Raw genomic sequence first — 22,280 nt, 5'->3', positions numbered from 1 at the left:
TCGACCGCTCATGCTCCTACTCCGCTGCCTTGAGGCGTCGCGGCACCGGTTCGGTCGGGCGCTCGGCCGCCTTCGCGAGTGTCACCTTGCCAAAGCGGGCGTAGAGCGCTGGCAACACGATAAGCGTGAGCAGAGTTGCACTGATCAGGCCACCTATGACGACGGTCGCCAGAGGCCGCTGGATCTCCGCGCCGGTCTCCGTTGCTATGGCCATCGGCACGAAGCCGAGGGACGCTACGAGCGCAGTCATCGCCACCGGCCGCAGCCGGGTCATGGCACCCTCGAGAATGGCCTCACGTTTCGGGCGCCCCTCGGCGACGAGCTGCTTGATGAAGGTCAGCATCACGAGGCCGTTGAGCACTGCTACACCCGACAATGCGATGAACCCGACAGCTGCCGGTACTGAGACCGGCATACCGCGCAGCCACAGGGCGAAGATGCCGCCAGTCAATGCGAGTGGCACGGCGCTGAACACCAGGAGCGCGTCCCGCGGAGAACCCAGGGCCGAATAGAGTAATAGGAAAATCAGGAAGAAGCAGACCGGCACCACGATCACGAGGCGCTGCTTGGCAGAGGCGAGATTTTCGAACTGTCCGCCCCAGGTCACGTAGTACCCCGGCGGCAGTTGGACCTGGCTACCGACCTTGGACTGGGCCTCAGCCACGAGCGAGCCGATGTCGCGACCGCGCACGTTCGCGGTCACCACGACGCGCCGCTTGCCGTTCTCGCGCGAGATCTGGTTTGGCCCCTCGGTGACGGAGAAGCGTGCCACCTGCTTCAGCAGAACGGATGACGCCCTGCCGTTCGCGCCCGGCGGCAGCGGCACCGGGATGTTTTCCAGTGCCTCGCGGTCCTCGCGCACCTTGTCGGTGAGACGCACCACGATGGGAAAACGCCGATCGCCCTCGAAGACGATACCAGCGTCTCGCCCGCCGATCGCCGCGCCGATGACCTCCTGGATCGCCCCAGTGCTCAGGCCGTAGCGGGCGGCCTCAGCCTTGTCGATCTTGATCTCTAGGAACGGCAGGCCTGCCGTCTGCTCGACCTTCACGTCCTCGGCGCCCGTAATGCCCCGCAACACCCCGGCGACTTGGTTGGCCACTTTCAGCATCGGCTCGAACTCCTCGCCAAACACCTTCACGGCGAGGTCGCCGCGGGTGCCGGCTAGAAGTTCGTTGAACCGAAGCTGGATCGGCTGGGAGAACTCGTAGACGTTGCCGGCGAGCTTGCCGACCGCAGCCTCGATCTGCTCCTGCAGCTCGGCCTTGCTTTGCGACGGGTCCGGCCAGTCGTCCTGCGGCTTGAGGATGACGAAAGTGTCCGAGGAGTTCGGCGGCATCGGGTCGGATGCGACCTCCGCCGTACCGGTCTTCGAGAAGACATAGGCCACCTGCGGAAACTTCGCGATCGCCTGCTCAACCTTGAGCTGCATCGCCTGCGATTGAGTCAGCGAGGTCGAGGGAATGCGAGTCGCATTGAGCGCGATGCTCTTCTCGTCGAGTTGCGGGATAAACTCCGTGCCGAGCCGAGTGAACAGCATGCCGGCCGCGACGAGGAGCAACAGCGCTCCCCCAATGAACGCCAAGGGAGCGCGTACCGCCCCGTCGAGCACAGGCCGGTAGACCGCCTTGAGCGCCCGGATGATGAAATTGTCCTTCTCAGTGACCTTGCCGGTAATCGCAATGGCGATCAGCGCTGGCACGAAGGTCAAAGACAGGATGAAGGCCGAGGCGAGGGCGATGATAACGGTGAGCGCCATTGGCTCGAACATCTTGCCTTCGACGCCGGTGAAAGTGAGGAGAGGCACGTAGACCAGGATGATGATGGCCTGCCCGTAGAGCGAAGGCTTGATCATCTCCTCGGCCGAGGCTCGCACCGTCTGCAGACGCTCCTCGGTATCAAGGGTCCGCCCCAGTTCGTGCTGCCGCTCGGCGAGGTGCCGCAGGGCGTTCTCAGTGATAATGACGGCTCCATCGACGATCAGGCCGAAGTCGAGGGCGCCGAGACTCATCAGATTGGCTGAAATCTTCGCTTCGACCATGCCGGTCAAGGTCATCAGCATGGCAACCGGGATGACCAACGCGGTGATGATGGCCGCTCGGATGTTCCCGAGCAGCAGGAAGAGGATGATGATAACGAGGGCCGCGCCTTCGGATAGGTTCTTCACGACCGTCTTTACGGTCGCCTCGACGAGGCGAGTGCGGTCGAGCACCGTCTGAACCTCGACTCCGGGAGGCAGCGACTGGCGGATCTGGTTCATCCGGGCGTCGACCGCGGCTGCGACAGTACGGCTGTTCTCGCCGATCAGCATCAGGGCAGTGCCGACAACGACCTCCTGCCCGTTCTCGCTGCCAGAGCCCGTGCGCAGGTCGCGCCCGATACGCACTTCGGCGATGTCGCGGATCCGGATCGGCACGCCGCCTCGCGTCGCAACCACAACCTCCGCGATTTCCTCCATGCTCTCGAGGCGGCCGGCGGCGCGCACGACGTAGCCCTCGCCATTGTCCTCCAGGTAGCGGGCGCCCTGGTTGGCGTTATTGGTCTCAAGTGCCCGCGCGACATCACTGAAGGATAAGTCGAGGGCAGCGAGCCTCGTCGGGTCGGGCTGGACGTGGTACTGTTTCTCGAAGCCGCCGATGCCATCGATGCCGGCAACCCCGGGCACTGTCTTGATCTGGGGCCGGATGATCCAGTCCTGAACGGTACGCAGGTAGGCAGTCTGCTCCAGCGCGGTGCGCAGCCGCTGCCCCTCCGGCGTCAGATAGCTGCCGTCCGGCTGCCAGCCGGGCCTGCCGGCTTCCGAGATCTTACGCTCGACGGGCTTGGCATAATGGACCGTCCACATGTAGATCTCGCCGAGCCCGGTCGAGATCGGGCCCATGCTGGGTTCCGCCCCGGGCGGCAGATCCTGCTTCACCTGCGCAAGCCGCTCGGCTACCTGCTGGCGAGCGAAGTAGATGTCGAGCTTTTCGGCGAAGACGGCTGTCACCTGGGAGAAGCCGTTGCGTGAGAGCGAGCGGGTGTACTCGAGCCCCTTGATGCCGGCCAATGCGGTCTCGACTGGGTAGGTAACCTGCTTCTCGATGTCGACCGGCGAGAGCGAGGGCGCGACCGTGTTGATCTGGACCTGATTGTTGGTGATGTCCGGCACCGCATCGATGGGCAGCTTCGTCACCGCGTAGCCGCCAAAGCCGGCGGCGAGCAATGACATGAGCAGGACGAGCCAGCGCTGGTGGACCGAGAAGTCGAGGATGCGGCTGATCATGTCCATTCTCCTCAATGATCGTGATCGGCTTCGCTCTTGCCGAGCTCAGCCTTGAGGAGGAAGGAGTTAGCGATCGCGATCTCCTCGCCCGGCTTCAGCCCGGAGGCGACCTCCACCGCATCATCGTCGGACCGGCCGAGTTCGACTTCGCGCTTCTCGAAACCCTCGTCCGTGCGCACGAAGACGACGCGTCTGCCCTCAATCGTCTGCAGCGCCGACTTGGGTACGCGAACGGGCACCTTGTCCCGCGACACCTCGAGCTCGGCATTGACATAGGTGCCGGGCCGCCAGCCCATATCCCTGTTCGGTAGTGCGACGATGACGCGAGCCGAGCGAGTCTCGGCGTTGAGAAGGGGACTGACGAAAATGACCTTGCCCTGCTCCTTACGCTCACCGCCCTCTCTGCCCGGCGTCACGGTGACGGACGCGCCTTCCCGGACCTTGGCGAGGTCGGAGGTCGACACTGAAAGTTCGATCCAGACGGTCGAAAGATCGGCCACGGTGTAGAGGTCGGAGGGATCACCTTGGCCACCCACCGTGGTGCCGACGTCAACCTTGCGCTCGACGACCCGCCCGCTCAACGGCGCGCGTAGTTCGTACTGACGCAAGGTGGACGTGTTCGGGGTCGTCTCGTCCTGCTTGGCGAGCTTAGCGACTTCCGCCGCATTGAGCCCGAGCGCCGACAGCTTCTGGCGAGCGAGGTCCTGCCGCAGCGCCGCCTCGGCATACACAGCCTTGGCGTTGAGGTAGGCGGACTCGGCCGAGATGCGCTTGTCCCAGAGCGCAGCTTGGCGATCGAAGTTGGTCTTCTCCAGGTCAGCCTTGACCGATGCGGTGAGATATTCGCTCTTGGCGTCTGCCACTTCGCGACTGTCGAGGATCGCGACGACCTCCCCCTTCTGCACGACATCGCCGAGGCGCTTGCGCATCTCGGCCACAGTACCGACGACCCGGGCCGGGACGCGGGCGATCCGATCGGTATCGGGCGTGATCGTGCCGGGCACGAGGATGTGCCGGGAGATCGCTCCGCCTTCGACCTTGGCTACCTTGATGTCCTGGTTCTCGATCTGCTCGGTGGTCATCTTGATGTGACCCTCTTCGCCCTCGGCCTCGGAATGGGCGTGCTCGCCGTGGGCGTGGCCGTCACCCTTCGTCTCAGGCTTGCCGTGGTTATGGCCGTCACCGCTGCCTTGCGTCGGTCCAGCCGAGGGGAACGTCGTCGACGCAGTCGGGGCAGCGACCGACGCGGAGAGCCTGGATGGAGCGAGGCCAGCTGAGGCAAGAATGCCTTGAATGAAGCCGGACACGGCGGGAACGGCTGCCCCTACGAAGACGCCGGTGGCCACGAGGACCGCGATCAGGAGAATGCGCATAATTGCCTGCTCGGCAGGGATCTAGAGACGATCATGCGTCCCCGTCGATCCCGTCTGGTGGTGTACAGTAGTAACTCCCGGACCGTTTGAACCGGGTGTGGACGGGCGCTGGCGGGCTGTCTCGTCAGGCTCGTGGTGGTTTGCGCAGGCGGCCCGGAGCTCGGGAGGACGCGACCTCGCTCACACGGCTATAGCGTGGGCGAGCCAGTTCCAAAACCGGCGCAGGCGCCACGGCATCTAGGATTGCGAGCACGTGACAGTCACAGTGCAGATGCCCGATCAGGCCGGGATCCTTGGCGCCTAGTCCATGCGAAGCAGCGTCGAGGGAGGCGGTGAGTTCGGCCCGGGTATGGCCGCCGTGGAAGTCTATATCCTCGGCGAGGCCGGTTACCGGCAAGCTGACGGCCAGCACCAGAACGAGCGCGAGCATGCGGGCCGTGGTTGCCCACCAGCCCGTCGTCATCTCGAAAACCCTATGGCGTCGTGCCGAGAACATTGCGCTCCTTATGTGCGATCGACGCCTCCGCTCACAAGCCCGTGTCCACCATGCCACACACGACAAGATCTCAATGCAATCGAAGCCCGCCCCAGCATGGTGCTGGAGCGGGCCGATCACGGTGCGTGAGATGGGGGAAATTGCACCGTGACGAATGGGCCACGGACATGCAGCGGCTCGGTCGCGAGCGCGTAGCTGATGCCCGCGGCGAGGAGTGTGAAAGCGATCAGCAAAGGCAGCATCCGCATGTCGGCGTTTCCCGTATCGGAGCGGCCTCACGCCATCGCGTCAATTCTTGCCGTGGCTGTGCCCGTGGTTGTGACCGTCCTTCTCGGAGTGCGCCGGCTTGCCGTCGGGGCTCTTCTCCTGCGCCTCGCGGATCCGTGGGTCGTCACGGTGAGCTGGCCCACCCGAGACGGAGCCGGTGTTCGGGACCGCACGTTCCGGGTTCGACGCGTTGCCGTGCCCGTCTAAGGCAAAAGCAGGCGCGATGGCCGCAGTCAGCCCTCCTGAGACGAGCACGGCAGCCTGTATGCGGTTCATCGGTCCGTCTCCAGCTTCGGTGCGGCAGTGGCCGCGTCCAACGGTGATATATCCGAGCCCTTTGTCTCCCGATCGTCGCCTTCGTGACAAAGTGTGTCAGCGGCTGGGGCCGACCCGGGCAGGCGTATCTCGGCCCGCAGATCGCCCTCGGGTTTATTGGCTAGGTGGAGCATACCCTCCTCGGCCCCGATAGTGCGCTTCGCGATTGTCAGCCTGAGTTGCGATTGCGCGAGCCGTCCAACCGGATGAAGGGCTCGAAGGCGCGAGCAACGTCTCCGGACGGAATACCCGGACCATCGCCGTCGACCTACACGATCAGTTGGGCCGCTTCGATCCTTAGGTCAGTCGAATGGAGGGAGTAGCAGCCATATACGGACTGGCTTGCACGCCTACAATCTTGACACCGACCACTGGCTGCGCCCAGCAGCCCAGAGATGACGGGGTGATCCTCATTTCGTTCGACGATCGATGAAACGGAGACTGGGTACTCGGGGATGGCGAAGGATATGTCCACGCCTTTCACAGTAGGAAGCGCAGATCGGGCCACCATCGGCCCGAGTCAATCCATCGCCATCCACGCAAAGCGGGCAATAACTTCATAAACGGAGCAATCCCAATTCCGACACCACCCAGCTTTCAGCATTGGCGGGCATTGTTTGACACGCATCGGTTAATGGCCATGACGTTCACCATGGCCGCCACCATGACGTTCACCATGGCCGCCACCATGACGCTCGCCATGGCCGCCACCATGACGCTCGCCATGGCCGCCACCATGACGCTCGCCATGGCCGCCACCATGACGCTCGCCATAGCCGCCACCATGACCGCCGTGCCGGTCACCATGGCCGCCACCATGAACGGACACGCCACCGGGTCCCACATCGATATGCTGCGCTAGGGCAACGCCAGGAGCGACAGCAAACGTTGTGGCTACCAGCAAGGCTGACAAGACTTTCATCGCGCATTCCATCGTGGACTCTCTGCAGGAACGCTCAATGGCACCAAAACGATCCGATACTGTCAGCGAAAGCAACAACCAAGCCGTAAGTGCCGTGACCCGTGAGGTGAGGGTGAGTGCCAGCGACCGCAGCGCGAACCATGCATGGAGTGGCTTCCGCTTTCGCTCAAGCGGGACTATGCCCGCGTGCAGCCTAGCCCCGACGCCGACACCGTGCTCGTGCGCCTGGGTCACTAGATAATCGACTACAACGAACACCATCCCCATTAAGGGCTCGGCATGCGCTCGCCTTGCGAGTTCATCCGCACTCAAAAGCAGCTTGCCCGTGTCCGGTCTGACGCGGTCAAACTCAGGACTGAATGGGGACATTGCTGCAGTCAGGGCTAATCCGACATAGCTTTAGAGTAGCGGCCAGTCTGAATTTCAGATCACCAACTCAAGCTCGTCAAGCGCCGACGCTACGAAAGAGCGGATCTCGATCTCCTAAATTCCGGCATGATCATCGCCGCGCGATCCACGTAAATTTATCCAGATCTACCGAAGAGACTCAATGACGCAATGCGACATCTGCCTATCTTACATAAAGTTTGTTCTAATAATTGCGTACACAATATTAGCGACTTTCATCCTATCTAGAATGTTTTATCTATGAGCAACAACAATTAGCCAATCAGCTTGCCAGAAAATCTTGATAACCGCAGCAGAGAGTAGGCCAGGGAAGAGCCTCGATCCAATTCATGGCGGCGATAGGATCGCCTGTCTAAAGATGGAGAGATGGCGCTTCGCTACCCTCATATTGGCAAGGCTCAAAAAAGGTGATCTAATTGTGTTTGCCTTCACACCGAGGAGGGAAGCCGCTCGCACCTGCTTATTTGAATTCTGCCGCCAATATGCGTCAAACGCAAGCTTCAGTTAATCGACAGAATTATAATAATCTGACGTCCGCCCAACTAGCAACGGAGATAGGTTATGAAACGCATCTCGAAATTTGCATGCGCATTGTTCTTTATCTCAACCTCACCTGTACTTGCAGACCAAACCCCGATATATGGTCGGTCATCGGAACCGGTTTCAACTCTACGGATGGCCCAGCATGCTGATTGGGACAGCTTGGGCTGTGTTCACTCCGATCATGAATGTTATCATAGAGCTAGGAACGGAGGATTTCCTCACTATCGGTTGGTTCATTCAAACCAATGCCATACACATATGTTGTGCCTAGGCGGACATCACTAAAACAAAAAATAAAACATAATTATTTTTAAATTATAATATTATTTATTAAATTTATGGTTGAACGCTTCAAAAAAATTAATACCCATGCTCCCGTGGGACTAATACTGTCGAAGCCCGCCCCAGCATGGTGCTGGAGCGGGTCAGCCGCGGTCAGCCCTCCTGAGAAGAGCGCCGCGGCCAGTATGCGGTTCATCGGTCCGTCTCCAGCTTCGGTGCGGCAGTGACCGCGTCCGACCGTGATGTACCGAGCCCTTTGTCTCCCAGTCACCGCCTTCGTGACAAATTGTGTCAGCCGCTGGGACCGACCCGGGGCAGGCGGATCTCGGCCCGCAGCCCCCCTTCGGGCCGATTCGCTAGGTCGAGCGTGCCATCCTCGGCCTCGATGGCGCGCTTCGCGATGGTCAGCCCAAGTCCTGTTCCACCCGTGTTGCGATTGCGCGAGCCCTCCAGCCGAGTGAAGGGCTCGAAGGCGCGAGCAACGTCCCCGGACGGGATGCCAGGACCATCGTCGTCGACCCACACGATCAGGGTGGCCGCTGCGATCCTCAAACCGATCCGTGCCCGCGAGCCGTAGCGCACCCCGTTGTCGACGAGGTTCTCTATCGCCCGCCGGAAGGCGACGGGCCGTACCGTTGCGAGCGCGCGGCCCCGCCCTTGATACACGACGTCTCGGCCTGCATCCGACGACGCGTCGGCGATGCCCATCAGAACGCTTGCCACGTTGGTGACCTGCCTCGTCTCCGGATCAGCCTCTCCACGCAGGTAGGACAGGGTAGCGTCGATCATCTCCCGCATCTCGTCGAGGTCGGTCGCCATGGCACGGCGCTCCCAGGCGTCCTCGGCACGGTCGAGGCGCAGGCGAAGCCGGGCGATCGGCGTGCGCAGATCGTGGGAGAGGGCCGCAAGGGCGTGGGTCCGCTCGTTCACCAACCGATGGATCCGCTCCTGCATCGCGGTGAGTGCGCGGCCGATTTCGCGGGTCTCGTCGGGGCCGATTTCCGGGACCGCGATGATCGATCCATGACCGATCCGGGCAGTCGCCCTGGCGAGTTCGCGTAACGGTCCGGCGATCCGATGCATCAGGACGACGGCAGCAAGGCCAACGAGGATGGCCATGACTGTCGACAGGACCACCCAGCGCCCCAACTGAAGGCTGCTAGGCGAGTGGGCCGAGCGAAACGTCAGCACGCTTCCATCCGCCAATGCCAGCGCTCCTCGCAAATCCTGCTGGTGCAGAGGCTCGTCCGGCATTTCGAGAGCGAGGGAGAGCGTCGGGCCGAGAACCGGTTCAAGGGCGAGGACGCGGTCTCGCAGGGGCCTGAGGGTGAAATCGGTTTGCCCGGTGCCGGTCGCCTCAGCCTGTTCCCAGCCGATCTCGAAATGGGCAGATGAGAGCGCCTTGGCCTCGATCCGACGTGCCTCGGCCGGGCGCCGCAAGATGGCCTCGCGCGCCAGAACCAGTTGCTTGGCGACTTCGCTCGCGAACGCCTCGTCCGCAGCGACGACGGCAGAGCGACGATAGAGCGCGAGAGCTCCGCCATGGACCACCAGAACTGCCAGCAGCAGGACAGTGACGGTTCGTCCCTCAAGGCTGCGAGCCAGGCCGATGAGTTCCCTCATGCTCGCTCCACCTTGGCAGTGAGGATATAACCGGTGCCACGCACCGTCTTGATGAGTGGTGCCATGCCCGCGGGCGGTTCAAGCTTGCGCCTCAGGCGGCTCACCAGCGTGTCGATGCTCCGATCGGACGGCGAGGCGACGCGCCCGCGGCTCATCTCGAGGAGTTGCTCCCGGGCCAGCACGCGCCCGGGATGCTCCAGAAACACCATGAGCAGGTCGTATTCGGCACCGGACAGATCGACGACAGCTCCTTCCGGATCGACGAGGGTGCGGCTGCGCAAGTCGAGGCGCCATTTGGCGAAGGTAAGCAAGTCCGGCCGTGCCGCGGCGACGGGCAGCGACGCGATCGAAGCACGACGCAGAACAGCCCGGATCCGGGCAAGAAGTTCAGGGCGCCCAAATGGCTTGGCTATGTAATCATCCGCACCAAGCTCCAGTCCGAGCACCCTGTCTGCTTCCTCGTTGCGTGCGCTCAACATAATGACCGGCACGGAGCTTTTTGCACGGAGCGCCCTGAGCAGGTCGAACCCCGAGGCGCCAGGAAGCATCACGTCGAGCAGCACGAAGTCGACCAGCGTCTCTGACAGGAGCGGCCACATCTCGGCACCGCTCCGGCAACCCGTGACCCGGTAGCCGCCTTCCCGAACGATACGGGTGATGAGAGCTCGCATCCCATCGTCATCCTCGACGAGGAGTACATGGGCCACGTCGGTGCTTAGCATCGTGCCACGCCCCCTTGAACCGCATCGGGCAATCGAAGCGCCCATACGGAGCCTCTACTTCCTCCAGCGACTGGAGGAGCAAGGGCGATTGAGGTGAGGCCTGCGCGGTCAATGGTGCTCGTGCAGGCACTCCCTGTGATCGGCTAGGACCTCGATGATCCGGCATTCGCGTACATGGCCCTGTGCACATTGCTCGAGCATGGTGTGGATCTCTGCCCGCAGGCCGTTTAGACGCGCGAGCCGGTCGTCGATGTCGGTGAGATGGCGCCGAGCGATCGCATCGACTTCGCCGCACGGACGGTCCGGCTGCTCGGCGAGATCGAGCAGCGCCCGGATATCCTCGATCTCGAAGCCGAGTTCGCGCGCGTGCCGGATGAAGCGCAACCGCCGCACATCAGCAGGATTGTAGGTCCGCCGGTTGCCTTCTGTCCGAGCCGCACGCGGCAGGAGCCCGCGTTCCTCGTAGAACCGGATGGTGGGCACCTTCACAGCCGCCTGCCGCGACAGTTCCCCAATGGCGAAGGTTTTCAAGGCACTTGCTCCTCCAGCGACTAGAGGATTTAGGGGTCCTCCAAGAGAGATGGAAGGGACAGTCGTGAGCGACGCAGATACCCTGAGCCGGTCCGAAGCTCCCGTCACACGCCTCCGCGTGACGGGTATGGATTGCGCATCGTGCGCCGCGAAGGTCGAGACAGCCGTGCGGCGCCTGCCCGATGTCGCGCATGTCAACGTGTCGGTCGCGACGGAAACGATCGCGGTGCGACACGGGCCCACTATCAATGCGACGGCGATCGCGGCTGCCATCCGCACCCTCGGCTACGGCGCGGAGGACCCGGATGCCTCATGCGAACCGGACAGCGAGATCGCAGAGACTGTCTGGTGGCAAAGACCGAAGGCCGTATTGACCCTGATTTGCGTGACGGCCACGGCCGCCGCCTACGCTCTCGGGCAAATCGCACCCGCAACGGAGCGCTGGGCCTTCCTCGCTGCCATGTCGGTTGGGCTGGTACCGATTGCCCGGCGCGCCTTCTTCGCCGCCCGGAACGGTTCACCCTTCTCCATAGAGGGATTGATGACGGTCGCCGCTGTCGGTGCCGTCGTCCTGGGTGCCACTGAGGAGGCAGCAACCGTGGTGCTGCTCTTCTTGGTCGGCGAGATGCTGGAGGGAGTGGCCGCCGGCCGCGCCAGGGCAAGCATCCGCGGGCTCAAGAGCCTTGTGCCGGATATGGCCCTGCTGGAGCTCGGCGGCACGACCGAACAGGTGCCCGCGGATACCCTCCGGGTTGGGGCGATCGTGCTGGTCAGGCCCGGCGACCGACTGCCCGCGGACGGGACCGTCATAGAGGGTGAGAGCACCGTCGACGAGGCTCCGATCACCGGCGAGAGCGTACCCAATCGCAAGTTTCCAGGCGAGGCGGTGTTCGCCGGCACCATCAACGGGGAGGGCGCGTTACGGGTGCGAGTGGTCTCGACGGCACGAGACAACACCATCGCGCGGGTAGTGCGGTTGGTGGAGGAGGCCCAGGAGGCGAAAGCTCCGAGCGAGCGTATGATTGACCGGTTCGCCAGGGTCTATACTCCGGGCGTGGTCGCGGTGGCAGCGCTCGTTGCCGCAGTACCGCCGCTCCTTCTCGGTGCCTCGTGGAGCGAGTGGGTCTATAAGGGGCTGGCCATCCTGCTGATCGGCTGCCCCTGCGCGTTGGTCATCTCGACACCGGCGGCCATCGCGGCCGGTCTATCGGCCGGAGCGCGCCGGGGCCTGCTCATCAAGGGCGGCGCGGTCTTGGAGCGGTTGGCCGCGGTGACGATGGTCGCCTTCGACAAGACGGGGACGCTCACCGAAGGCAGGCCAGTCGTCACTGATGTCGTACCCTACGGCCGGTCCGAGCGGGACGTGCTCTCGCTCGCCGCAGCGCTGGAGAGCGGCTCTTCGCACCCGCTGGCGAGGGCCGTGCTGGCCAAGGCCGCCGAAGCCGGCGCTCCGGTGCCGCCGGCTGCGGAGGCGAGCGCACTCGGCGGCAGGGGCGTCGCCGGGCGGGTCGGCGGGGCTGATCTGTTCCTAGGCTCCCCGCGGGAAGCCGCTGCGCGTACAGCCTTCCCGCCGGAGGCGGAGGTACGGATCTCTGCCCTCCAAGGTGAGGGCAAGACGGTGGCCGTGCTCCTCGTGAACGGCGCCCCAGGTGGCCTCCTCGCGATGCGAGATGAGCTTCGGTCGGATGCTCGATCAGGGATCGACCGCTTGGCCGAGTTTGGAGCCAGGGCAGTCATGCTGACCGGCGATAACGCCCGCACGGCTCAGGCTGTCGCCAAGGTCCTCGGCATCAAGGCGTGGGCCGAGTTGCTGCCGGAGGACAAGCAGCGCATCGTTCGAGAGCGTCAAGCCGCGGGCGCCATCGTGGCGAAGGTCGGTGACGGCATCAACGATGCTCCGGCGCTCGCGGCCGCGGACGTCGGCATCGCGATGGGCGGCGGCACCGACGTCGCGCTGGAGACGGCCGATGCCGCCATCTTGCACGGGCGGGTTGCGGACGTAGCCCGCATGGTCTCGCTCTCACGCCGGACGCTCGCCAACATCCGTGCTAACATCGCGATCGCTCTTGGCTTGAAGCTGGTGTTCCTCATCACGACGATCGCCGGCATCACGGGCTTGTGGCCCGCGATTTTGGCCGACACAGGAGCGACCGTGTTGGTGACGGCGAACGCCCTGCGTCTCCTGCAAACACAGGACTGACTCGGCGAGCCCCGCCCGTAAGGCTCCGTCCTCGTTTCGCGCGAGGCTGAGCACATTGGTGAACGACGCCCTGGCTAGACCGCCAGGGGTGCCTGATCGAGCCCACGGCGGCAAAGCCGGTCGGTGCTGTCGACGTCGGAGCCGCGCCTTTCGAATGGGCGTTTGCCAAATTCAAGCTATTTCCAACGCCTTCGAACGTGGTACGGTAAGGTCATGACCCGGATGCGGCCCCTTCTGCATGTTCTGGTGGCGATCGTGCTGATCGCGACCGGTTTCATGACGTCGGCGCCGCACACTCAGCCTGCAGACCTGGACGGGCCGATCTCGAGTGCGGTCGAGATGTCGACGCTCGCTTCTGGGGAGGCGGCGCACGGTGACCAAGGTGCTCACCTTGGCAGCGCCAGTTGCAGTTGTGCCTGCTCCATGGCGCTGGCGGCATCGGATGGTTTGCCGATGCGCATGTCAAAGCTCACGTCCCTGGTTTTTCGGCCCACGGACCCGGGCCATCTGGACGCCCTTCTAGAGGCGCTACCCCGCCCCCACGAACCTTCGCGTGATCCGCGCGCGTTCGCGCGCCCGATAAGGCCGTCGTTGAGACGGCTAGCAGGTCACCACGGCGAAGGACTGTTCATAGACATGCGTACGTTGTTTGCCGCGGCCCTGGCGTTGAGCCTATGGGCCGGCAGCGCCATGGCTCATGCGGGCCACGATCACGGCAGCGAAGCTTCGGTGGCTTCGCCGCCAGCACCTCGCGGCAGCTCTGGTTCGGAGAACTTCGAGCTGGTCGCGGTCGCTCGCAATGGTACCCTGACGGTTTATCTCGACCGCGCCAACACCAACGAGCCCGTCACGACTGCCACCATCCAGGCGGACACCCCTGCCGGCAAAGTAGAGGCCACGCAGCAGCCGGATGGGAGCTACCGCCTCGATGCAACGTGGAGCAGTAATCCCGGCGAGTACGAGGTGCTGTTCACGATCGATGCCGACGGCGTATCCGACATGTTCCCTGTCACGCTCGACATTCATGCGCCAACGGCCGAACCAGCCCGAGCCGCGGCCGCCTGGGCGACAACCTTGGCGGTCGTTCACGACGTTCGCCAGCACTTGGTTCAGCGCGATCCGGTCGCCCTGCTGATCGGCGGCGGCGGCTTCGTCCTTGGCGGCCTGGTCGTACTGCTGGTTCATCGCCGCCGGCTCCTGCCAGCCTTCGCCGTTCTGGCTCTCACTGCTGGGCTGGTTTTTGCCTCTTCCGCCTTCGCACAGGACGGCAACAACCGCGGCGGCGAGCACGCCGCTCTGGTGACGTCCAGCAGCCGCGACCTGGCCCAGCGCCGACCGGATGGCGGCGTGTTCGTGCCCAAGCCGACCCAGCGGATCCTGTCGGTCCGCACTACAATCACCACCACTGCCACGATGCCGCGCACCATCGAGCTGCCCGGTCGGGTGATCCCCGATCCGAATGCCAGTGGCGTCGTCCAGTCGTCGGTCGGTGGTCGCCTATCGCCTCCTCCTGGCGGTTTCCCGCGTTTGGGAATGCCCGTTAAGGAAGGCGACGTCCTCGCTTACGTGACCCCGCCCGTGCAGGCTGTCGATGTCTCCGACATGCGCCAGCGCCAAGGCGAACTCGAGCAGCAGATCGCGATCGTGCAACGTCGCGTCGAGCGCTACAGCAAACTTGTGACGTCGGGGGCGGTTTCGGTAGTACAGCTGGATGAGGCTCAAGCCGAGCTGAAGGGTCTGAGCGACCGCCGCGCGGCCCTGGATCGGGTCCGCCAGCAATCCGAAGCTCTAATTGCTCCAGTCGGCGGCGTGGTCGCCGAGGTCAACGCCGTCGCCGGCCAGATGGCGGGTCCCGGCGCCCAAGTCTTCATGATCGTAGACCCGCGGCGGCTGTGGGTCGAGGCACTAAGCTTCGACGCCCTATCGGCTGGGCAGACTGCCTCGGCAAGGCTCGCAGACGGTCGCACGATGACTCTGGTCTATCGGGGTGCGGGCCTCGCTGATCGCAACCAAGCGGTGCCGGTGCAGTTTGCCGTGGTGGACGCCACCACTGACTTGCGCACCGGTCAGTTCGTCACCGTACTGGCCAGCACCACCACACCTCAGCATGGTCTGGCGCTTCCGCGCGCCAGTGTGGTTCGCGGCGCCAACGGCCAGAGCATCGTCTACGAGCACACTAAGCCCGAGCACTTCGAGCCGCGGGAGGTCCGCGTCGAGCCACTCGACGCCGACCGCGTGCTGGTGCTGTCGGGCCTCGCCGCCGGGCAACGGGTAGTGACGCAGGGCGCCGAACTCCTCAACCAAGTGCGCTGAGGAGCTGGATCGCATGTTCACCTTCCTGGTCTCCCGCTCGCTGCAGAACCGCCTGCTGGTTCTCGCGATCGCTGCCGTGCTGGTCGCCTACGGCGCTTTCACCGTCACCAAACTGCCGGTCGACGTCTTTCCCGACCTCAACCGGCCGACCGTCACCATCATGACCGAAGCCGAGGGGCTTGCGCCCCAGGAGGTCGAGCAACTCGTCACCTTCCCGATCGAGACCCAGATGAACGGGCTGCCCGGCGTGAGCCGGGTGCGCTCTGTCTCCGGCGTCGGCTTGTCGGTGACCTACGTCGAGTTCGACTGGGGTACCGACATCTACCGTAATCGTCAGCAGGTCTCAGAACGACTGGCGATGGTGCGGCCTCAGCTGCCGCTCAACGTCGCGCCGATGATTGGTCCGATCTCCTCGATCATGGGACAGATCATGATGGTGGCGGTGACCGGCGATGCAGTCTCGCCGATGCAGCTGCGTGAACTCGCCGACTTCACGATCAGGCCGCGCCTGCTGACGATCCCGGGCGTCGCCCAGGTCATTCCCATGGGGGGCGAAGTACGCCAGTTCCGCGTGGCACCCCAGCCGGCTGCCCTGCGCGCTCTGGGTGTGACCTACGAGCAGGTCGAGCGGGCGCTCGCCCAGTTCGGCACCAACACCGGCGGCGGGTTCACCGACCAGCATGCCCGCGAGTACTTGATACGCAATATCGGTCGGACTACCAGCCTGGACGACTTGCGCAACATGGTCGTGGCGACAGTGGGCGGTCGCCCAGTGTTCCTACGACAGGTAGCCGACGTCGCATTCGCCGCTCGAACCAAACGCGGCGACGCAGGTTTCATGGGCAAGCCGGCGGTAATCGTCTCCGTTGAGAAACAACCCGGTGTCGACACTGTCCGTCTGACCAAGACGGTTCAGGCTGCGCTGGCCGAAATGGCCTCAAGCCTGCCCAAGGGCGTGCAGGCCGAGCGTTTGATCTTCCGTCAGTCTGACTTTATCGAGACCTCGATCAGCAATGTTGAGAAGGTTCTGCTCGAGGCCGTCCTAGTGGTAGCCGTCGTGCTGTTCGCATTTCTGCTTAACGTGCGCACCACGGTGATCTCGCTGACCGCAATCCCGGTCTCTATCCTGGTCACCGCGATCGTCTTCTACCAACTCGGACTATCAATCAACACGATGACCTTGGGCGGCTTGGCTATCGCTATCGGTGAGCTGGTCGATGATGCCGTGGTCGATGTCGAAAATATCTTCCGACGTCTGCGCGAGAACCGCGAGCAAGGCAACCCGCGTTCGGTGTTCGATGTGGTCGTGTCCGCCTCGCAGGAGGTGCGCTCGGGTATCGTTTATGCCACGATGGTCATCGTGCTGGTGTTCGTGCCGCTGTTCGCCTTGTCCGGCATCGAGGGGCGCCTCTTCGCGCCTCTTGGGCAGGCCTACATCATCTCAATCCTGGCTAGTCTTCTGGTCTCGATCACCCTGACACCGGTGATGGCCTACTACCTGTTGCCGGGTCTCAAGCGGCTTGAGGAGCACGAGAGCGGCCTAGTGCGCGGGCTTAAGCGCGCGAACCGGGCGCTGCTGCGAGGTGCCTTCCGCCATCCTGGCCCAGTAATGACGCTGGCCGCGGTGGCGGTGTTCACTGCCGGGATCGCTGCGACCTTCCTGCCGCGGGCGTTCCTGCCGCCGTTCAACGAGGGCTCGTTTACGGTCAACATGACGTTCAACCCGGGGATCTCGCTCTCCGAGAGCAACCGGGTCGGGCTGATCGCCGAGAACCTGCTGCTGGAGATGCCGGGTGTAAAGTCGGTAGGGCGGCGAACCGGCCGCGCCGAGCTCGACGAGCATGCCGAGGGTGTCCACTCCTCCGATCTGGAGATAGCGCTCAAGCCCGATGCTCGCCCAAAGATCGAGTTGATCGCCGATATCCGCGATCGCCTCGCCGTGTTGCCTGTGAGCGTGAACGTCGGTCAACCGATCTCGCACCGCCTCGACCACATGCTGTCCGGCGTGCGCGCCGAGATCGCCCTCAAGATCTTCGGCGAGGATCTCGATACCCTGCGCCGGCTCGCTGAAGACCTGCGCCGACGCTTGGCCGGGATCCCAGGGATCGCCGACCTACAGGTCGAGAAGCAGGTTCTGATCCCGCAACTCGAGATCCGTGTCGACTACGGCCGTGCGGCTCTGTACGGCGTGCAACCGGCCGCGTTCGTTGAGCAATTGAGCAGATTGTCGAACGGCAACGTAGTCTCACGCGTGGTCGACGGTTACCGGCGCTTCGATGTGGTCATGCGTCTGCCCGACAGCATGCGCACGACGCAGCGGCTGAGTGATCTGCTGATCGAAACCCCATCCGGCTGGGTGCCGGCCAGGCAGATCGCGGATATTCGCGAGACCGATGGGCCCAATCAGATCCTGCGCGAGAACGCCCGCCGGCGGATCGCGGTATTTGCCAACACCGATGGTCAGACCGACATGGCCAAGGTCGTTGCGGCGATCCAGGAGCAGGTCGCGGCGACAGCATGGCCGGAGGGCTACACGGCGAGCCTCGAGGGATCGTTCCAGGCCCAAGCGGAAGCCAGCCGCACTATCGGCTTGCTCTCGCTGCTGTCACTCGCGATGATCTACGCGATCCTCTACAGCCGCTACCGATCCGCGGTTTTCACGCTTATCATCCTCGGCAGCATTCCGCTGGCGCTGATCGGCTCGGTTGCTGCACTTTGGGTCACTGGCCAGCCTCTTAGCGTGGCGTCGATGATCGGGTTCATCACGCTGACCGGCATCGCCACTCGCAACGGCATCCTAAAGATCAGTCACTACCTGAACCTAGCCCTGCACGATGGGCTGCCGTTCGGGCGCGAGTTGGTCGTCCGCGGCAGCCTGGAGCGACTTACACCGGTCCTGATGACTGCGCTGTCGGCCGGCGTCGCCCTCGTACCACTGCTTTACGGTGCCGACGCACCGGGCAAGGAGATCCTGCATCCTGTCGCGGTGACGATCTTCGGTGGGCTGATCAGTGCCACCTTGCTCGATACGGTACTGACGCCGGTCCTGTTCCTGACCTTCGGCGGCAGGCCGTTGGAGCGGCTGCGCGCTGCGCATCAGGCCGCTCCGGCCCGGGTCGACAGCGCCGGGACGCCTCCTGTCGAAGCGTTCTAAGCCCCCATTCAGTGTTCCCTGGACTTTTTTAGTCCGTTTTCCTGGAGGAAATGATCTGATGCGCATTACCACTTTCGCAGCATTGTTAACCGCGTCGTTCATCGGTCCTGCCCTGGCACAGGCGACAGGGCCGAACGGTGGACAAACGACTGTTGCTGACGGACATCCGATCGAATTCGTCAGCAAAGATAAAGACATCGCGTTCTTCGTGGTTGGCGAGGACGGCAAACCAGTCGACACTAAGGGCCTGAGCGCCCGTGCCTTTGTTCAGGCCGGCGGCAAGACGGAAACAATCACCCTGACATCTGTCGCCCCCAACAAACTCATTGGTACGACTGCATTGTCGCTCCCTACTGGGAGCAAAGTCGTCCTATCGAGCAAGATCCACGGTCACAACGTGCAGGCCCGCTTTGAAACCAAGTAGCGTTCTTGCAGCCGCGGTTGGCATTGGGCTCGCAGGCAGCGCGTCTTTATTGCCTGCACAGGCCGACCATCACCAGCTCAAGCGTGCGTTGCAGGATGCGCGCTGCATACCCGTGAAGACTACAGTGACGCAGCATCAGGGCACCATGATCATTTACGATGTAGACTGCCTAGGACGATCCCCCGATCGCGTGTTTGTAGTCTGCAACGGGAGGGTTTGCATGTCGGACGATCCTAGCAATCATAGTTCGGACGATGACTTACCATAAGGGTGCAAAACCGCCTCGGATGATCGCATGCCGCACAATTCCGGCCAGATGAAAAGAATTCTAATCCCCAGAACTACCCCGGATTTCTCCAAGACTTGTTGCCTTCAAGAGGCGATCAGAGATCAGCTGCCGGCGTGATCATAATAGATCCCTTCCACCTCGGTGGGAGGGATGCCATTGATTGCCATAATACAAATTGTGTAATAATATAAATTAGTACGTCTACGCGTATTTTTTGCCTCATAGTTTATTTTCATCGTAAGTGCATGGTGACGGAGCAACTTGTCAGGCCGCCTGGCCTTATCGAAGCAGCAGACGCTGCCCGTTCACCCGCAGCGCGACTAATGCCGCAGCGGCCTTCACAAAAAAGAGCCGGTCGGGTCAGCCGGAATGGATGCCGGAGGCATGGAGCGCTACACTATGAGATCACCCTGTTCGGACCGAAGCGTCTTCGCACGCTACCGGGGTAGCGAGCCGGCCTGAGCCTACCGTCCGACAGGATCACTCTTGACCTTCCCATTATGGGAAGCTTCATATGGGTAGGACGCCAAACGGGAGAGCGTCATGTTCCGCTACAAGGTCGACAAGATGGGCTGCGGCGGCTGCGCCAAGTCTGTCACCCGCGCCGTCCTCGGCGTCGCGCCAAACGCCCAGGTCGAGGTGGATCTGGAAGCTAAGCTCGTCACGGTGTCGGGAACCTCCGGCCCGGCCGACCGCATCGCCCAAGCCATCATCGCCGCCAGCTTCCCAGCGGAACCGATCCGCGCTGCCGCTTGAAAAGCTGCGGCGGAAACCAAACCTGTTCGCGGGCATTCACGTCTCAACGGCAGACATAGTCCCGCCACCAAAAACGGTGTAAGCCAGACCCCATGAGCCTCGACCGGCAAATCGTGCGCCTGATGGCGGCGATGATCCTAGCGATCATCGCCTACGTCGCGCCGTCCGCCGTCCAGGCCCACGAGGGGCACGCGCACCACGGTCACCACGTGACCGCGACGCAGCCCAAGGCTGTCCCAGCGACAGCCAATGCCGCGGAGACGGTGCCCGCCAAGCCGGCGGTTCGGGCCGAGGCGCCGCCCCGGTTCAAGGTCGCGTTCCCGGTCGCTTTCGTCGAGCCCGCTCGCATCCAGGCGGACCAGGACGGCGGCTGCTGCCCTGGGCCCTGCAAGACCCGCTGCTGCGGGCCGATGGCCTGCTGCGCCACCGGCATCCTGTCCGGTCCCTCCACCCTGTCGCCGTCCCTGTTCCGGCCCGTCACGCTGATCCCGCACGACGTCTCGGGTCGCGCCGGCACCGGTCCCGAGGCCCTGCCCAAACCCCCACGAACCCTCGCGTGAGATGAGGCGCGCCTGAGGCGCGCGACACCCGGATTGCGTCCGCGAACGGCGGCGTGCGTCCGGCCTCCCCGACGCGAGGATTTCTGTTCATGCCGACCCGATTTGCCGCCGCCCTGGGCGCGGTGGCGCTGCTTGCCGCCGTCCTGGTGGGGCCTGCTCATGCCCATGGCGGGCACGACCATGGCGTGGCTCTGCCGTCCGTCTCCACGACCATTGCCCCACGTGGCGAGGCCCTGTCCGACGCCTTCGAACTCGTCGCCATCCCGCGCGGTGGCATCCTGATGCTCTACCTCGACCACTTCCGGACGAACGAGCCGGTTCCGGGTGCCGCCGTCGAGGTCGAGACACCCGAAGGCCCCCGGACCGCCATGGCCACGCAGGAAGGCGGCTATGCCCTGCCGGTGCCCTGGCTGTCGAAGCCCGGCCGCCACGAGCTCGTCGCGACCGTCACGGCCGGCGGCGCCGTCGACGTGCTCACCGTCGCGGTCACCGTGCCCGATCCGAAGGGTTCCCCGACTGCTGCACCGGCTCCTGCTGCCCCCACGCAGGCCGTGATGGCACGCGTCTCCGAGGTCGCCCATGGGGTACGGGAGCGCCTCGGGCAGAGAGACCCGACGCTGGTGGCTTCGGTCGCCGTGGCGTTCCTGCTCGGCATGCTCGTGACGGCAGCGGTGCGTGGTCGCCGCAGCGCCCCCGCCGTGGCGCTGCTGGCCATCGGCATCACCCTCGTCCTCGGCACCGCCGCCTTCGCGCACGGCGACGAGGATCACGGCGCCTCCGTGCAGGGGGCGGCCCTGATCGAGCCGCGCCCATCCGCACCAGCAACCTCTGACCTCGCCCAGCGCCTGCCCGACGGCTCCGTGTTCGTGCCCAAGCCCACGCAGCGGCTGCTCGTGCTGCGCACCACGATGACCGAGCAGGGCAGCTTCCACCGCTCGGTCGAGTTGCCGGGCCGCATCATTCCGGACCCGAACGCCAGTGGCGTCGTGCAGTCCTCTGTCGGTGGCCGCCTCTCACCGCCGCCCTCCGGCCTGTTCCCGCGCCTGGGGACCAAGGTCCGGAAGGGGGATGTACTTGCCAGCGTGGCACCGCCGGTCCAGGCTATCGACGTCTCCGACATGCGCCAGCGCCAAGGCGAGCTCGACCAGCAGATCGCCATCGTCGAACGCCGAGTCGAGCGCTACCGCAAGCTTGCTACCACCGGTGCGGTGGCTCAGACACAGCTAGACGATGCTCAGGCCGAATTGGCCGGCCTGCACGACCGCCGGTCGGCCCTCGATAAGGCCCGGCAGCAGCCCGAGACGCTGGTAGCTCCTGTCGACGGCGTGGTGGCACAGGCGACCGCGGTGGCGGGCCAGATGGCGGCGCCTGGCGCCATGGTTTTCCAGATCGTCGATCCCAACCGCCTCTGGGTCGAGGCGCTGAGCTTCGACGCCCTGACTGCGGCGCAGAACGCCACGGCCCGGTTGGCCGACGGGCGCACCCTAAAGCTGGCCTACCAGGGCACCGGGCTCGCCGACCGCAACCAGGCCATTCCGGTCCAGTTCGCGATCCAGGGTGGCGCCTCCGGTCTGCGGGTCGGCCAGTTTGTTACCGTGCTGGCCGGCACGGACGCCGAGCAGTCCGGCCTCGCGCTGCCGCGCTCGGCCATCGTGCGCACCGGCAACGGCCAGGACGTCGTCTACGAGCACACCACCGCAGAGCGCTTCGAGGCGCGGCCTGTCCGGGTCGAGCCGCTCGACGGCGGGCGCGTGCTGATCGCCGAGGGAGTTGGGCCCGGTAAGCGGGTCGTGACCCAGGGCGCCGAGCTCCTCGACCAGGTCCGCTGAGGAGGCAG

14 protein-coding genes are annotated in these 22,280 nt (G+C 64.2%); 8 read left to right on the top strand and 6 right to left on the bottom strand.

The window, feature by feature from the left end:
- Nucleotides 1–16: 16 nt before the first annotated feature.
- The 3 genes from F1D61_RS32635 to F1D61_RS32625 all read right to left on the bottom strand — a co-directional run bounded on the left by F1D61_RS32635 (nucleotide 17) and on the right by F1D61_RS32625 (nucleotide 5,677).
- The gene (locus F1D61_RS32635; protein WP_203159491.1) at nucleotides 17–3,265 is read right to left on the bottom strand and encodes an efflux RND transporter permease subunit; all 3,249 of its coding nucleotides are present in this window, start codon (nucleotides 3,263–3,265) and stop codon (nucleotides 17–19) included.
- An 11-nt stretch (nucleotides 3,266–3,276) separates the two neighbouring features.
- Nucleotides 3,277–4,638, bottom strand: coding sequence for an efflux RND transporter periplasmic adaptor subunit (locus tag F1D61_RS32630; protein ID WP_203159489.1), 1,362 nt, complete (start codon nucleotides 4,636–4,638; stop codon nucleotides 3,277–3,279).
- A gap of 784 nt (nucleotides 4,639–5,422) precedes the next feature.
- Nucleotides 5,423–5,677 (bottom strand): hypothetical protein, encoded by a 255-nt coding sequence (locus F1D61_RS32625; RefSeq protein ID WP_203159487.1) that lies wholly within the window; start codon nucleotides 5,675–5,677, stop codon nucleotides 5,423–5,425.
- Between the two features lie 679 nt (nucleotides 5,678–6,356).
- Here F1D61_RS32625 and F1D61_RS32620 point away from each other — a divergent pair.
- Nucleotides 6,357–6,578, top strand: a complete 222-nt coding sequence (locus tag F1D61_RS32620; protein ID WP_203159486.1) for a hypothetical protein — start codon at nucleotides 6,357–6,359, stop codon at nucleotides 6,576–6,578.
- 1,584 nt (nucleotides 6,579–8,162) lie between these two features.
- Here F1D61_RS32620 and F1D61_RS32615 read toward each other — a convergent pair.
- The 3 genes from F1D61_RS32615 to F1D61_RS32605 all read right to left on the bottom strand — a co-directional run bounded on the left by F1D61_RS32615 (nucleotide 8,163) and on the right by F1D61_RS32605 (nucleotide 10,747).
- On the bottom strand, nucleotides 8,163–9,494 hold the full coding sequence (locus tag F1D61_RS32615; RefSeq protein WP_203159484.1) for an ATP-binding protein: 1,332 nt from the start codon (nucleotides 9,492–9,494) through the stop codon (nucleotides 8,163–8,165).
- On the bottom strand, nucleotides 9,491–10,216 hold the full coding sequence (locus F1D61_RS32610) for a response regulator transcription factor (RefSeq protein ID WP_203159483.1): 726 nt from the start codon (nucleotides 10,214–10,216) through the stop codon (nucleotides 9,491–9,493). Before F1D61_RS32610 ends, F1D61_RS32615 begins: the two co-directional genes overlap by 4 nt.
- A gap of 108 nt (nucleotides 10,217–10,324) precedes the next feature.
- On the bottom strand, nucleotides 10,325–10,747 hold the full coding sequence (locus tag F1D61_RS32605) for a MerR family transcriptional regulator (RefSeq protein WP_203159481.1): 423 nt from the start codon (nucleotides 10,745–10,747) through the stop codon (nucleotides 10,325–10,327).
- Nucleotides 10,748–10,811: 64 nt separating this feature from the next.
- Between F1D61_RS32605 and F1D61_RS32600 the strand changes: the two genes are divergently transcribed.
- The 7 genes from F1D61_RS32600 to F1D61_RS32570 all read left to right on the top strand — a co-directional run bounded on the left by F1D61_RS32600 (nucleotide 10,812) and on the right by F1D61_RS32570 (nucleotide 22,272).
- Complete coding sequence (locus F1D61_RS32600) at nucleotides 10,812–12,947, top strand: heavy metal translocating P-type ATPase (protein ID WP_246776047.1); 2,136 nt, start codon at nucleotides 10,812–10,814, stop codon at nucleotides 12,945–12,947.
- A 636-nt stretch (nucleotides 12,948–13,583) separates the two neighbouring features.
- On the top strand, nucleotides 13,584–15,260 hold the full coding sequence (locus tag F1D61_RS32595; protein ID WP_203159499.1) for an efflux RND transporter periplasmic adaptor subunit: 1,677 nt from the start codon (nucleotides 13,584–13,586) through the stop codon (nucleotides 15,258–15,260).
- 13 nt (nucleotides 15,261–15,273) lie between these two features.
- Entirely contained in the window at nucleotides 15,274–18,414 is a 3,141-nt protein-coding gene (locus tag F1D61_RS32590; RefSeq protein ID WP_203159480.1) for an efflux RND transporter permease subunit, read from the top strand.
- Between the two features lie 58 nt (nucleotides 18,415–18,472).
- Nucleotides 18,473–18,838, top strand: coding sequence for a hypothetical protein (locus tag F1D61_RS32585; protein ID WP_203159479.1), 366 nt, complete (start codon nucleotides 18,473–18,475; stop codon nucleotides 18,836–18,838).
- An 832-nt stretch (nucleotides 18,839–19,670) separates the two neighbouring features.
- Nucleotides 19,671–19,883 (top strand): heavy-metal-associated domain-containing protein, encoded by a 213-nt coding sequence (locus tag F1D61_RS32580; RefSeq protein ID WP_203159477.1) that lies wholly within the window; start codon nucleotides 19,671–19,673, stop codon nucleotides 19,881–19,883.
- A 92-nt stretch (nucleotides 19,884–19,975) separates the two neighbouring features.
- Nucleotides 19,976–20,443 carry a hypothetical protein gene (locus F1D61_RS32575; RefSeq protein ID WP_203159475.1) on the top strand — a complete coding sequence of 156 codons (468 nt, stop codon included), beginning with the start codon at nucleotides 19,976–19,978 and terminating at the stop codon, nucleotides 20,441–20,443.
- Between the two features lie 89 nt (nucleotides 20,444–20,532).
- Entirely contained in the window at nucleotides 20,533–22,272 is a 1,740-nt protein-coding gene (locus F1D61_RS32570; protein ID WP_203159474.1) for an efflux RND transporter periplasmic adaptor subunit, read from the top strand.
- Nucleotides 22,273–22,280 lie beyond the last annotated feature (8 nt).

It is taken from the genome of Methylobacterium aquaticum (assembly GCF_016804325.1).
Classification (GTDB): Bacteria; Pseudomonadota; Alphaproteobacteria; order Rhizobiales; family Beijerinckiaceae; genus Methylobacterium; species Methylobacterium aquaticum_C.
This window is presented reverse-complemented; position numbering and strand designations above follow the sequence as displayed.

Coding starts and splice junctions, on each gene's coding strand:
- F1D61_RS32590 (WP_203159480.1), top strand. CDS start 15,274: ATGTTCACCTTCCTGGTCTCCCGCTCGCTGCAGAACCGCCTGCTGGTT.
- F1D61_RS32635 (WP_203159491.1), bottom strand. CDS start 3,265: ATGATCAGCCGCATCCTCGACTTCTCGGTCCACCAGCGCTGGCTCGTC.
- F1D61_RS32570 (WP_203159474.1), top strand. CDS start 20,533: ATGCCGACCCGATTTGCCGCCGCCCTGGGCGCGGTGGCGCTGCTTGCC.
- F1D61_RS32615 (WP_203159484.1), bottom strand. CDS start 9,494: ATGAGGGAACTCATCGGCCTGGCTCGCAGCCTTGAGGGACGAACCGTC.
- F1D61_RS32620 (WP_203159486.1), top strand. CDS start 6,357: ATGACGTTCACCATGGCCGCCACCATGACGTTCACCATGGCCGCCACC.
- F1D61_RS32610 (WP_203159483.1), bottom strand. CDS start 10,216: ATGCTAAGCACCGACGTGGCCCATGTACTCCTCGTCGAGGATGACGAT.
- F1D61_RS32580 (WP_203159477.1), top strand. CDS start 19,671: ATGTTCCGCTACAAGGTCGACAAGATGGGCTGCGGCGGCTGCGCCAAG.
- F1D61_RS32595 (WP_203159499.1), top strand. CDS start 13,584: ATGCGTACGTTGTTTGCCGCGGCCCTGGCGTTGAGCCTATGGGCCGGC.
- F1D61_RS32575 (WP_203159475.1), top strand. CDS start 19,976: ATGAGCCTCGACCGGCAAATCGTGCGCCTGATGGCGGCGATGATCCTA.
- F1D61_RS32585 (WP_203159479.1), top strand. CDS start 18,473: ATGCGCATTACCACTTTCGCAGCATTGTTAACCGCGTCGTTCATCGGT.
- F1D61_RS32625 (WP_203159487.1), bottom strand. CDS start 5,677: ATGAACCGCATACAGGCTGCCGTGCTCGTCTCAGGAGGGCTGACTGCG.
- F1D61_RS32630 (WP_203159489.1), bottom strand. CDS start 4,638: ATGCGCATTCTCCTGATCGCGGTCCTCGTGGCCACCGGCGTCTTCGTA.